Origin of the sequence: Roseibium sp., assembly GCF_965216085.1 — a bacterium.
In the GTDB taxonomy this organism is placed as follows: Bacteria; Pseudomonadota; Alphaproteobacteria; order Rhizobiales; family Stappiaceae; genus Roseibium.
Genome location: NZ_OZ244138.1, coordinates 733,368 through 746,289 on the forward strand (window position 1 = coordinate 733,368; position 12,922 = coordinate 746,289).

At 56.0% G+C, this 12,922-nt stretch carries 12 protein-coding genes; 7 read left to right on the forward strand and 5 right to left on the reverse strand.

From position 1 onward, the window contains the following. The first annotated feature begins 30 nt into the window (after positions 1-30). Positions 31-2,085, forward strand: a complete 2,055-nt coding sequence (paaZ, locus tag ACOOFE_RS03450) for a phenylacetic acid degradation bifunctional protein PaaZ (protein ID WP_420415537.1) — start codon at positions 31-33, stop codon at positions 2,083-2,085. 49 nt (positions 2,086-2,134) lie between these two features. On the opposite strand, the gene ACOOFE_RS03455 is transcribed toward paaZ, so the two are convergent. The 4 genes from ACOOFE_RS03455 to paaG form a co-directional block, all read right to left on the reverse strand. Continuing rightward, positions 2,135-2,734, reverse strand: a complete 600-nt coding sequence (locus ACOOFE_RS03455; protein ID WP_420413657.1) for a TetR family transcriptional regulator — start codon at positions 2,732-2,734, stop codon at positions 2,135-2,137. Positions 2,735-2,866: 132 nt separating this feature from the next. After that, positions 2,867-4,177 (reverse strand): phenylacetate--CoA ligase PaaK, encoded by a 1,311-nt coding sequence (gene paaK / locus ACOOFE_RS03460; protein ID WP_420413658.1) that lies wholly within the window; start codon positions 4,175-4,177, stop codon positions 2,867-2,869. Between the two features lie 25 nt (positions 4,178-4,202). Then, complete coding sequence (paaI, locus tag ACOOFE_RS03465) at positions 4,203-4,661, reverse strand: hydroxyphenylacetyl-CoA thioesterase PaaI (protein ID WP_420413659.1); 459 nt, start codon at positions 4,659-4,661, stop codon at positions 4,203-4,205. Position 4,662: 1 nt separating this feature from the next. Continuing rightward, positions 4,663-5,454 carry a 2-(1,2-epoxy-1,2-dihydrophenyl)acetyl-CoA isomerase PaaG gene (paaG, locus tag ACOOFE_RS03470; RefSeq protein WP_420413660.1) on the reverse strand — a complete coding sequence of 264 codons (792 nt, stop codon included), beginning with the start codon at positions 5,452-5,454 and terminating at the stop codon, positions 4,663-4,665. 122 nt (positions 5,455-5,576) lie between these two features. Between paaG and paaN the strand changes: the two genes are divergently transcribed. The 6 genes from paaN to ACOOFE_RS03500 all read left to right on the forward strand — a co-directional run bounded on the left by paaN (position 5,577) and on the right by ACOOFE_RS03500 (position 11,776). Next, positions 5,577-7,226 carry a phenylacetic acid degradation protein PaaN gene (gene paaN, locus ACOOFE_RS03475; protein ID WP_420413661.1) on the forward strand — a complete coding sequence of 550 codons (1,650 nt, stop codon included), beginning with the start codon at positions 5,577-5,579 and terminating at the stop codon, positions 7,224-7,226. A gap of 41 nt (positions 7,227-7,267) precedes the next feature. Next, positions 7,268-8,407, forward strand: coding sequence for an ABC transporter substrate-binding protein (locus tag ACOOFE_RS03480; protein ID WP_420413662.1), 1,140 nt, complete (start codon positions 7,268-7,270; stop codon positions 8,405-8,407). 66 nt (positions 8,408-8,473) lie between these two features. Continuing rightward, the gene (locus ACOOFE_RS03485; protein ID WP_420413663.1) at positions 8,474-9,346 is read left to right on the forward strand and encodes a branched-chain amino acid ABC transporter permease; all 873 of its coding nucleotides are present in this window, start codon (positions 8,474-8,476) and stop codon (positions 9,344-9,346) included. Positions 9,347-9,349: 3 nt separating this feature from the next. Continuing rightward, on the forward strand, positions 9,350-10,306 hold the full coding sequence (locus ACOOFE_RS03490) for a branched-chain amino acid ABC transporter permease (RefSeq protein WP_420413664.1): 957 nt from the start codon (positions 9,350-9,352) through the stop codon (positions 10,304-10,306). After that, the gene (locus ACOOFE_RS03495; RefSeq protein ID WP_420413665.1) at positions 10,306-11,088 is read left to right on the forward strand and encodes an ABC transporter ATP-binding protein; all 783 of its coding nucleotides are present in this window, start codon (positions 10,306-10,308) and stop codon (positions 11,086-11,088) included. Before ACOOFE_RS03490 ends, ACOOFE_RS03495 begins: the two co-directional genes overlap by 1 nt. Beyond that, positions 11,075-11,776: an ABC transporter ATP-binding protein gene (locus ACOOFE_RS03500; RefSeq protein WP_420413666.1), complete on the forward strand. Its 702-nt coding sequence runs from the start codon at positions 11,075-11,077 to the stop codon at positions 11,774-11,776. The genes ACOOFE_RS03495 and ACOOFE_RS03500 overlap by 14 nt, the downstream gene beginning before the upstream one ends. Positions 11,777-11,862: 86 nt before the next feature. Here the strand turns inward: ACOOFE_RS03500 and ACOOFE_RS03505 are convergent, their stop codons facing one another. Further along, positions 11,863-12,849, reverse strand: coding sequence for a LacI family DNA-binding transcriptional regulator (locus ACOOFE_RS03505; RefSeq protein ID WP_420413667.1), 987 nt, complete (start codon positions 12,847-12,849; stop codon positions 11,863-11,865). Between the last annotated feature and the right edge of the window lie 73 nt (positions 12,850-12,922).

Below are 12,922 nucleotides of genomic sequence, written 5' to 3' on the forward strand. Positions count from 1 at the left end.
AAAAGACAAAAAAGGACATCCAGAATGGCCATGGGGACGACGGCGCGCCGTTTGGAAAGTTACGTTGAGGGCGCCTGGCGCCGCGGAGATGGCGAAGGCCAACCAGTCTTGAATGCCGCCACGGGCGGCATTCATGCTTTGATCGGGACAGAGGGGCTCGATTTCAAAGCAGCTCTTCAGTGGGGCCGCGCCAAAGGTGGACCAGCACTGCGCGCCATGACCATCCACGAGCGGGCTTTGATGTTGAAAGCCGTTGGCCTGAAGCTGATGGAGCTCAAGGAAGAGTTTTATCTGGAGAATTTTGCCACCGGTGCAACCCGGCGCGATGGCTGGATCGACATTGAAGGCGGTATCGGCACGATGCTGACCTTCGCTTCAAAAGCGCGCCGGGAATTGCCGAACACCAAGGTTCTAACGGAAGGTCCCGTAGAAGTTCTGGCGCGCGATGGTTCCTTTGTTGCCCAGCATATCTTGAGCCCGTTTATCGGTGTTGCTGTTCACATCAACGCCTACAATTTCCCCGTCTGGGGCATGCTGGAAAAGATCGCGCCGTCGCTGATCGCCGGAATGCCTTGTATCGTTAAGCCGGCGTCTCAGACCGCTTACCTGACAGAGCTTGTGGTTCGTCGGATCCTAGAAACGGGGCTCCTGCCGAATGGCGCTTTGCAAATCGTCACCGGATCTGCGGGTGATCTGCTGGATTATGTGGATGAGCAGGACGTCGTGACCTTTACCGGCTCCGCCTCCACGGGCCAGAAACTGAAATCCAGCCCGGCAGTTCTGAAACACTCCGTCCGCTTTACCATGGAAGCCGACAGTCTCAATGCTACGATCCTGGGCGCTGACGCAGGCCCTGGCACAGATGAATTTGATCTCTTTGTCCGCGAAGTTGCAAATGAGATGACCGTCAAAGCGGGACAGAAGTGTACCGCGATCCGCCGGATCATTGTGCCCAAAGCCCATGAACAGGCTGTTGTTGAGGCCGTATCCGCGCGCCTATCGAAAACCAAAATCGGGTTGCCGGACGATGAAGCGGTGCGCATGGGCGCAATCGTCTCCTTGAAGGACCGCGAAGGCGTCAAGGCGAAGGTGGCCGAGCTTTCCAAAGAAGCCGAGATCGTTGCCGGATCCATGGACAGTGTTGACTTGGTGTCTGGTGACGCAGAGCAGGGTGCCTTTATGGCGCCAGTGTTAATGCGCTGTGCTAAGCCGCTCGATGCTGAGATAGTGCATTCCGTTGAAGCCTTTGGCCCGGTCGCCACGGTTATGGCCTATGAAGACAATCAGGAAGCTGTTGAACTGGCGCGCAAGGGTCGGGGTTCTTTGGCCTCCTCACTCTTCACAAATGATGGTGCGCTTGCGCATGAAGTTGTCACAGGTTTGGCGCCATTCCATGGCCGCGTGCTGATGGGCAACCGCGGATCAGCCAAATCTTCCACTGGTCACGGTTCGCCCCTCGCACCTTTGGTGCACGGCGGTCCAGGACGTGCGGGCGGCGGCGAAGAAATGGGCGGCATGCGCGGCGTCAAACATTTCATGCAGCGCTCTGCGATCCAGGGCACGCCGGAAATGCTGTCAGCTGTGACCGGTCAGTGGATTGAAGGCGCACCGGTGCGGGCGGACGTTCACCCGTTCAGTAAGTCTTTGGCCGAACTAAAGATCGGCGATCAGATCGTCACCAAGGCACGCGAAGTTACCCTGGAAGACGTCGAACATTTCGCTGAATTTACCGGTGACACGTTCTACGCCCATATGGACAGCGAAGCCGCCAAAGCGAACCCGTTCTTCGATGACAGGGTCGCGCATGGCTATCTGATCGCATCGTTTGCGGCGGGGCTTTTCGTAGACCCGGAGCCGGGCCCGGTGCTCGCCAACTACGGTGTCGACAACTTGCGCTTCCTGACACCCGTCTATTTTAGTGACAGCCTGAAAGTCCGGCTCACCTGTAAGGAAATCAATCCACGTGAAAACGCTGGGCATGGCGAAGTTCGCTGGGATTGTCAGGTCACAAACCAGAAGGATGAAGTGGTTGCGCAATATGATGTTCTGACCATGGTTGCCAAGACCTGGCCGGAGACGTCATAGGGCCGGGGACGACTTGCCGGTCAACAATGGAGCTTGACCGGCAGACTGATTAGCGGACGGCCTTGACGCCTTCCAGGATCAAGGTGGTGGCGACCTTGGCGTAGTCTTCGCGTGAGATCGGGCCGCCCTCCTTGAACCACATATAGACCCAGTTCATCATGCCGAAGAGCGACATGGTCACCGGCATTAAAAGCGGCCGATCTGCGGTGTCCAAATGCGGATGAATGTCCTTTAGGGCATTTGAAAAATGACGAACGATCCGCCGTTCGATGGCAACGATTTCGCTTTTTTGCTCGTCCGAAAGCGCTGGACCAGCATTTAGCTGAACCTTGTGCTGGTCATCTGCGCCTCGATAGGAATCAAGCACAGTCATGACCAAGGTCTGCAGCCGCTCCTCTGGGGGCAGCGTCGGATCATCGGCCTCTTCCAGTGCCTTGTCGAGGATAGCCAGGTGGGACTGTATGATCTCGAAAATGAGGGCGTCTTTCGACGGGTAGTAGTGATAAAGCAGGGATTTTGAAACGCCGGCTTCCTGAGCAATTTGTGCCATAGAAGCTTTTTCCATGCCCTGCGTTGCAAAGACATTTGCTGCGGTGAGCAGAAGGACGTGCTGTTTTTCCGCAAAATCACTGGCGCGGGTTCTCGCCATGTGTTCGGAACTCCATATTTTGACAAGTTGCTGCCATAGCAACCCAATGCCATTTCCAAGTCAATCGACTTACCGGTCGGCCAATGAATGGCCAACCGGAAATTTCACAGATTTTTATATGAGCCTGTTTCGTTAGTCCTTCGGGCGATTGTCTACGACCCGCTTGGCTTTACCTTCCGAGCGCTGAAGTTTTTCTGGGTCATGGATTTCGATTTTTGTTGAGATTCCGATCGTCGACTTGATGTGGTGCGCCAATTCCTTTGCGGAAGCCTCGCGTGCTTCGCTGCTGGAGGCATTCGGCATGGCTTCGCCGTGGACAATCATCGCATCCATACGTCCTGCCCGGATAAGCTCGATCTGGAAATGAGCGGCAAGACCTTCACATTTGAGGATCTGCTCTTCGATCTGTGTCGGGAAGACGTTGACACCACGAAGAATGATCATGTCATCGCTGCGGCCGGTGATTTTCTCGATCCGGCGCATAGAGCGTGCGGTTCCCGGTAAGATCCGGGTCAGATCACGCGTCCGGTAGCGGACCATCGGCAGGCCTTCTTTGGTGAGTGTGGTGAAAACCAATTCACCCATTTCACCGTCCGGCAGAACTTCTTCCGTCACCGGATCAATGATCTCTGGATAGAAGTGATCTTCCCAGATGTGCAGTCCGTCTTTGGTTTCAACGCACTCTTGTGCAACGCCCGGCCCCATGATTTCAGAAAGGCCATAGATGTCGACTGCATGCATGTCGAAAGCCTGTTCGATTTCGAGCCGCATCGCATTGGTCCAGGGTTCGGCGCCGAAAATGCCGACTTTCAAGAAACTTTGGCGGGCGTCGAGACCACGGCGCCGGTATTCGTCGAGAATGGACAGCATGTAGGATGGTGTCACCATGATGACGTCCGGCTTGAAGTCTTCAATCAGTGTCACCTGGCGTTCAGTCATGCCGCCGGAGATCGGCACCACGGTGCAGCCAAGGCGTTCTGCGCCATAGTGTGCGCCGAGGCCGCCGGTGAAGAGGCCGTATCCATAGGCATTGTGCAGAATGTTGCCCTTGCGCCCTCCGGCCGCCCGGATGGAGCGGGCAATCAAGTCTGACCAATGGGAAATATCATTGGCGGTATAACCCACAACAGTCGGCTTGCCTGTCGTGCCGGATGAGCCATGGATGCGAACCAGGTTTTCCCGTTCTGTTGCAAACATGCCGAACGGATAGCAGTCGCGCAGGTCCTGCTTAATGGTGAAAGGGAATTTTGCGATATCTGCCAGAGACTTGAAATCGCCTGGGTGCGCACCGTGTTCATCAAACCGTTTTTTGAAAAACGGAGAATTTTCATAGGCGTGGGTGAGTGACCAAGTCAGGCGCTCTTGCTGTAGCGCTGAGATTTCATCGCGGCTGGCGATTTCGATGGGATCCAGAGTGGCGCGATCAGGAGTAAGATCGATCATGGTGTTTCCTCATAAAAGGCGCGGTTCAGGCCGGCTGTTCTTCTGTTGGCAGAAAAGTGCGATTGATGGTGCGGGAGTGGCCGCGGAACTCTGCGATAACAGTGCCGTCTTCGCGGATCACTCGAATGTCGTAAATGCCGGATCGTCCGGTCCGGGAAATCTCACGGGCAGAGGCCGTCAGAAAATCCCCCAAGGTTCCCGGAGCAATGTAGGTGACCGAACAATGCTGGGCGACGGTCATCTGATTGTAGGTGTTGCAAGCAAAGGCAAATGCACTGTCCGCCAGGGAAAAGATATAGCCGCCATGACAGTTGCCGTGGCCGTTGGTCATATCTTCAGTGATGGTCATGGAGATATCGGCTTCGCCAGGTGCGATATGCAGGATTTTCATGCCCAGTTTTTGCGATGCGTTGTCGCCGTCCCACATCAGCTTGGCGCAGGCTTCGGCCAGTTCTTGTGGTGTCATGTCTTTGGCATTGGTCATGTTATTCACCGCGGAAATTGGCTGGGCGCTTTTCCAAAAACGCAATGACGCCTTCTGCGTAATCGTCTGTGAAGCCGGCGGTACGCTGGCAATCCCGTTCCATATCCAGATGGGTGTCGAGGTCCTGAGTGGCGGCAGCCTGAATGAGACGTTTGGTCAGTCCCAGGCCAACGGTAGGGCCGCCTGCGAGCTTCTCGGCAATTGCGTTTGCTTCGCTGAGAAGAGCATCATCATCAATTGCTTTCCAGATGAGACCCCAGTCCGCAGCTTGCTCAGCCATCAAGGGTTCAGCCAGAAGCGCGAGCGCCTTGGCGCGCGGTTCACCCAAGATGCGGGTAAGAGACCAGCTGCCGCCAGCGTCCGGAATGAGGCCGATCTTGGAAAAAGCTTGGATGAATTTTGCCGAGCGGGCAGCCAGAACAATATCGCAGGCAAAGGCGATGTTTGCACCGGCGCCGGCTGCTACGCCATTGACTGCGCAGATGACGGGCTTTTCCAGGCTTCGGATAAGACGCAATGTCGGATTGTAGAACGTTTCAATCGTGTGGCCGAGGTCGGATCTTTCTCCATTGCGCGGGTCTCGGTCGCCGAGATCCTGGCCGGCACAAAAGCCTCTTCCGGCGCCTGTCAAAAGAATTGCTCTCACCGTTTTTTCGGAATGTGCGCGCTCAATTTCTGCGCGAAATGCCAAGTGCATTTCCTCGTTAAACGAGTTGAGTTTGTCCGGTCGATTGAGCGTAATTTGCAAAACGCCGTTGGTTAGATCCGAAATAACAGTTTGATTTTCTGACATATTTCTCTCCCTGACACCATTTTCCTCCGGTGTCGATGAAACAAAATGTTGCATAAACCGTCCGGTCGGTCAATTATAAGGATCAGCACGGCTCGCCCGTGATGCAGTTGGGAGGAGACTACATGACGCAGCTTTTTGATCGGCACCGCACGTTGCTCGAGCGCGCATTGCATGCGATCAAAACGCGCGAATTCTGGACGCCGTTCCCGGAAATTCCTTCTGGCAAGTTTTATGGCGAAACGGCCCGCGCAGATGGTGAAGCGGGGTTTGCCGGTCTGCTCGGCAAGCCCTTTGATCTTCCCGGTCACCCCGAAGATCGCCGTGCCGGCAATGAGACCTCTCCCTGGGGTCAAAACCTCGATCTGTCTTATCCGGCAGCTGAAGTTGATACTCTTGCCGCAGCATCAAAGGCAGCATTCGAAGCATGGGCGGAAACATCCGTCGAGACCCGCATTGGGGTGCTGCTTGAGGCGCTATCGCGCCTGAACAAGATCAGTTTTTTGCTCGGCCATGCGACTGTTCACACGACGGGACAGGCTTTTGCGATGGCCTTCCAGGCGGGCGGCCCGCATGCTCAGGATCGAGGTCTGGAAGCTGTAGCAGCCGCCTACGCCGAATTGACCTCAACTGCCCAAAGCGCTGTTTGGGAAAAACCGCAGGGCAAACATGCTCCGATCATCATAGAAAAGCGTTGGGAGATTGTGCCGCGTGGAATAGCGTTGACAATCGGCTGCAACACGTTTCCAACCTGGAACGGATATCCCGGCCTGTTCGCCAGCCTTGCAACCGGCAACACGGTGATCATTAAACCGCATCCCAAAGCCATTCTGCCGCTCGCGATTACGGTCAAGTTATTGCGCGAAATTCTTGCCGAAGAAGGTCTGCCGGCCGATGCAGTTCTCCTTGCGGCCGATGAACTGGAAACCCCGATCACCAAAGAGCTGGTGCAGCATCCGGACGTTCAATTGATCGATTACACCGGGTCGTCGGAATTCGGTGGCTGGATCCGTCAGAACGCTGGCGATGCTTTATTGTTCACGGAAGAAACCGGCGTAAATTCTGTAGTGATCACCGGCACGGATGAGTTTGACGCCATGTGCGCCAATCTGGCGTTTTCGGTGTCGCTTTATTCCGGACAAATGTGCACCTCTCCGCAGAACATTTATGTGCCGAAAGGCGGCATAGAGACTGATCAGGGGCACAAGTCCTTTGATGAGGTCATCGGTGGCATCTCGGCCGAGATCGACAGCTTGCTCGCCGATCTGAAACAGGCCTCCGGTGTTTGTGGAACCATCGTCAATCCAGCAACGATGGACCGTATTCAGGCTGCCCGCGGCGCTGGTCGTGTTCTACGGGAAAGTGGTGAAACTGGCATTGGTCAATCAGCAACGCCTTTGATTGTTGCCGTAGACCCATCGGACCAGATGCACCAACAGGAGTGCTTTGGGCCGATCGTTTTTGCTGTCGCCAGTGAGACCGCTGAGGAGGCGGTGCGTCAGGCGTCATGCCTTGCCCGGGAAAAGGGGGCGATCACCGCAGCGCTTTATGCCACGGATCAAGAGCTGATCGGCCAAGCGTCGAAAGCATTTGCCCGTGCCGGTGTCAATCTGTCGGTCAACTTGACCGGCAACATCTTCGTCAATCAATCGGCGGCGTTCTCCGATTTCCATGTGACCGGTGCAAACCCGGCCGGAAACGCAAGTCTCACCGATACCGCATTCGTCGCACCGCGCTTCCGGCGCGTGATGATCCGCTGGCCCAAAACCGCCTGATCAGGCGGCCGGCCATTCGTCATTAACATTGGGAGGAAACCATGAAACTTGCACAAACAGCCTTGGCCACATTGATGGTCTTGGGAACAGTGACCGCTGCTCAGGCTGACATCAAACTCGGCGCAAGCCTGTCTGCCTCGGGTCCGGCCGCGTTCCTCGGTGATCCGGAAGCCAAGACGCTCTACATGCTGATTGAGGATCTCAACGCGAACGGCGGCATCAACGGCGAAAAGATTGAACTGGTGCTCTACGACGACGGCGGCGATCCGAACAAGGCCCGCACGTTTGCAACCCGCCTTGTTGAAGATGATGAAGTTGTCGCCATCATCGGCGGGTCTACCACCGGCACGACCATGTCCATTCTTTCTGTCGCAGAAGATGAGGGCATTCCGTTCATCTCGCTCGCCGGGGCAATTCAGATCATCGATCCGGTTCGCGACTATGTCTTCAAGACGCCGCACACAGACCGCATGGCCTGCGAAAAAATCTTCACCGACATGCAGAAGAACGGCATTACCAAAATCGGTATGATCTCCGGGACCGGCGGTTTTGGTGCGTCGATGGAAGCTCAATGTGTCGATGTATCCGGCAAGTACGGTGTTGAGATCCTGGCTCAGGAAACCTACTCCCGTCAGGATGCGGACATGACCCCGCAGCTCACCAAAATTAAATCGACCGAGGGTGTTCAGGCTGTACTGAACCCAGGTTTCGGCCAAGGCCCAGCGATTGTCACCCGGAACTATGCGCAGCTCGGGATTGATCTGCCACTGTACCAGAGCCACGGTGTTGCCTCCGACAGCTTCATCGAGTTGGCTGGCAAAGCTGCGGCTGAAGGCGTTCGCCTTCCGGGAACCGCGCTGTTAATCGCGGATATTCTCGACGCAGATGATCCGCAGAAGGAAGCAGTGGTTGCCTATAAATCTGCATATGAGGAAGAATATGGCGAAGCCGTTTCGACCTTTGGCGGTTATGCGCATGATGCTTTCCGTTTGATGACGGATGCTATGGCCCGCGCCGGCAGTTCAGATTCCAGCGCAATCCGCGATGCGCTGGAAGCAACCAGCGGCCTCGTCGGTACAACTGGCACTTATACATTCAGTGCTGATGACCATCTGGGTCTCGATCTGAGTGCTTTCCGGATGCTCGAAATCCGCGACGGCAAGTGGACCTCGATCGACTAACGATCCCTAAAGTGGCCGGGAACTTGTTCCCGGCCAACCTTCAGAAATTCCCCTTAGGAGACGCTGATGGACGCTTTGATGCAGTTCGTCTATTCCGGCTTGACCGTCGGTGCGGTCTACGCCCTGGTCGCGCTGGGCTTCACCATCATCTACAACGCGTCGGATGTGGTGAACTTTGCCCAGGGCGAGTTTGTCATGCTCGGCGGTATGATCACCGTGTTTGCCTTTGATGCAGGGTTACCGCTGCCGCTGGCTGCACTGATGGCCATTGTGGCGACGGCGGCCATTGGTGTTGCGCTTAACAAGTTTTCCATTGAACCGGCGCGCGGCGCACCCGTGGTGTCGCTGATCATCATCACCATCGGGGCGTCGATCCTGATCCGCGGAACGGCACAGGTCATCTTTGACAAGCAGCTGCACAGACTTCCAGCTTTTTCCGGCGACGACCCGATCCATCTGCTGGGTGCGACGATCCTGCCGCAAAGCCTTTGGGTGATTGGCGGGGCCTTTGCCATCTTCATCGGGCTCTGGCTGTTTTTTACCCGGACACTTCTGGGCAAAGCCGTTTTGGCGACCGCTAACAACCGGCTGGCTGCGCAGCTGGTCGGGATCAACACCGGGTTTGTCATGACGCTGTCCTTTGCCTTGTCCGCGGCCATCGGTGCGCTCGCCGGCGTTCTGGTCACACCAATCACTTTGGTCAGCTACGACGTCGGGGTCGGATTGGCTCTGAAAGGGTTTGCCGCGGCCATGCTCGGCGGCATGGGCAACCCAAAAGGCGCGCTGGTTGGCGGTTTGCTGCTTGGCTTGTTTGAAGCGCTGACGGCCGGATACATCTCGTCCCAGTACAAGGAAGCGGTCGCCTTTGTGGTGATCCTGGCGGTGCTGTTTGTCATGCCGCAAGGCCTCTTTGGTCAGAAGACGACGGAGAGGGTCTGAGCCATGACAGCCAAGCACAAATGGATTCAGCTTGCCGTTCTGGCAGCAATTGTCCTCATCCTGCCTATCTTTTTTCCGTCCGGATATTACTACCGCGTTGGTGCGCTTGTTTTTGTCAATGCGCTCTCTGTGGTCGGCCTTGTCATTCTGATCGGCTATGCCGGACAGATAAGCCTTGGTCACGCGGGGTTTGCCGGGATCGGCGCTTATTCCTGCGCCTTGGCGCCGGTTCATCTTGGACTGCCACCCGCTCTGTCTATTCTGCTGGGGGCAGGAATATCAGCTGGACTCGCCATTTTGATTGGCCGGCCGATCTTGCGCCTGAAAGGTTATTATCTCGGGGTTGCTACGCTCGGCTTCGGCATTTTGGTGTCGATGGTGCTTGCCAATGAACGCGGCCTGACTGGAGGTCCGGATGGCATGTCGGTGCAGGGCCTCGGTTTGCGCAAGGTCTTGCGTGAGATGGGGCTGCGCCTCTCCGGCGGTGAATTCTGGTACATCTTCAACGCCATCGTGCTTTTGATCGGCATCTGGATCGCGCTCAATCTCTATCAAAGTGCGACGGGCCGGGCGATGCGGGCCTTGCATGGTTCTGAAACCGCAGCCCAAACTGTCGGTATTGATGTCGCCCGTTATAAGCTGCAGGCCTTTGTAATCTCGGCCGTCTACGCCTCTGTTGGTGGCTCACTTCTGGCACTTCAAAACGGCTTTATCACGCCGGATGTGGCCGGGTTTATGCATTCCGTCGAGATGGTCACCATGGCTGTTCTTGGGGGCGTCGGCTCCGTCCTTGGTGCAACGTTTGGCGCGGCCATCCTCACGCTGCTGCCGCAAGTGCTCACGGTTTTCCATGACTATGAACATCTGGTGCTTGGACTTGTGATGATCCTTGTCATGATCTTCCTGCCGCTTGGTCTTCTGCCGTCGCTTGCGGCCCGTATCAGATGGAGGGGTGTCTGATGAGCATTCTCGAAATCAGCGGTCTTGGCATCAGCTTCGGCGGGCTTCGTGCGGTCAATGATGTGGGCTTTTCGGTCAAGCCCGGTGAGATCGTCTCCGTGATTGGCCCGAACGGCGCTGGCAAGACAACGCTCTTCAACATGATCTCTGGCGTTTACTTGCCAGATGCTGGCCAGGTAAAACTGAACGGCGAGAATGTGACGGCCAAGGCGCCGTTTCATCTGGCCCGAAAGGGTCTCACCCGCACGTTTCAGAACCTGCAGATTTTCCAGGACATGACCGTCCTTGAAAATGTGGTTGCCGGATTTCATCTGACCGAGCGTCCGTCCATTTGGGCAGATCTTTTATCTTTGCCTGCTGCACGGCGGCGTTCTGCTGATGTTCGTGAACAGGCGATGGCGCTTTTGGATAAAGTCCGTCTGTCGAAAGCAGCTGAAGAAGAAGCTGGAAACCTATCTTACGGCGCGCTCAAGCGTCTGGAAATTGCCCGGGCCCTTGCCGTTGGGCCGCAGGTCCTGCTGCTTGATGAACCAGCTGCCGGCTGCAATGCGGTTGAGACGGAAGAGATCGACGATCTTATCGCCGAACTCGCCAAAACCGGCATCGCAATCCTGCTGGTTGAACATGACATGAAAATGGTGATGCGAATTTCCAACCACATTGTGGTGCTCGACCACGGCGAAAAGATCGCCGAGGGCACGCCAGAAGAGGTCTCGAAGAACCCGGATGTGATCGCCGCGTATCTCGGTACGGAAGAGGAGCCCGCTCATGCTGTCGATTGATGGACTGCGCTCGGCATATGGCCACATCGAAGTGCTGCACGGCATTGATCTGGAAGTCTCTTCCAAGGAAATCGTCACCGTGGTCGGTGCCAACGGTGCGGGCAAAACAACCTTGCTCAAGTGCTTGTCGGGCACACAGCCTGTGACGGGCGGGGATATCCGATTCCGGGGAGATGCTCTGACAGCGGTGCCGGCTTACAAGCGCTTGAAGCGTGGCTTGTCTCAGTCTCCTGAGGGGAGGCAAATCTTCACCAACCTGTCGGTGGAAGAGAACCTGCGGCTAGGTGCGTTTCTCTTCACGGACAGCCGGGTTGACCAGGACATGGAAGATGCCTTCCAGATGTTCCCGATCCTCAAAGAAAAGCGGAACCTGTCTGCGGGTGGCCTGTCCGGTGGTCAGCAGCAGATGCTGGCGATTGCCCGGGCATTGATGGGGCGTCCACATTGCCTGTTGCTCGACGAACCGTCGATGGGGCTCGCGCCGCTTCTTGTCGCTCAGATTTTTGACGTGGTGAAATCATTGAAAGACAAGGACGTAACGGTGCTTTTGGTTGAGCAAAACGCCTTTGGCGCGCTAAAGATCGCCGACCGGGGGTACGTGATGGAGACCGGAAAAGTCACGCTGTCCGGCCCGTCTGAAGAACTGATCGCTGATCCGCGTATCCGCGAAGCTTATCTCGGAATTTGATTTTTTGTTTGATGTCCGCTGGCAAAACAATCGGTGGACATTGAAGCATAGAAAAAACGTTCCCAGAGGAGGCTTCTGAGTGGTGATCAGCGCCCGGCAGTTGATTCCCGGACAACAAGACTTCCGGAAATCTCTTCATCACCGGCTGCTTTGTCTCGATCGAAAATACGATTGACCGCAGATAGGGCGAGTGCGGAGATCGGCTGGCGGATGGTTGTCAGACGCGGGACGACCAGGGAGGCCAGCGAAATGTCATCGAAACCGGCAACGGACAGGTCGCCGGGAACCTCCAGCTTCAAGTCCCGTGCAGCCCGCAAGACCCCAATGGCCTGCTGGTCACTTGCTGCTGCGATCGCTGTTGGACACGGGCCCTGATCACAAGCTTCTGCCCAGACCTTCCGGCAAATTTCTTCACCAGAGTCATAATCAAATTGACCTTCATAGATGGTCAGATCAATTGGATCTTTCTCGGTAGATAGGGTTTCAATCCGGGAGACGAAACCTTCTCGCCGCCGCCGGGCAACTTCCATCGAATTAGGCCCGGCGATATAGGCGATCCGCCGGTGGCCGAGCTCGTAGAGATGATCGGCAATCTGCACCGAACCGTCATAATGATCGGTCGTCACCAGCGGGTGGTCGCCCATTCGACGGTCAAGCGAAACGATGGGAACTTCTGCCTCGTAAGGCAAACTGCTGTCTGATGTTGCCACCACAATGATACCGCAGACAGAACGGTCAAGAAGCGCAGAGATCTGCGTTTTCTCAGCCTCCGGATCATCATGGGAATTGGCCAGCATGACCGAGTGATTGCGGCTGGCCGCTTCCATTTCTATGTCTTTTGCAAGCTGGGCAAAAAAGGGGTTGGTAATGTCTGGAACGACTACGCCAATGACATCAATGCTGTTTGTCCGAAGGGCTCGGGCGGCCAGATTGGGTTTGTAGCCAAGCTCTTCCATTGCTGCTTGGACACGCAGTTTCAGGGGCTGTTTGACGGTTTCATTCTTTGCAAGGACACGGGAGACCGTACCGACCGACACATCGGCTTTGCGCGCGACATCCTTGATGGTCGGCATTGAAGATCCTCTTTCTATCCTACCGGTTTAAACCGGTCCCGGCGCCCAGTCTCAAGCATCTACAGTAGTTGCC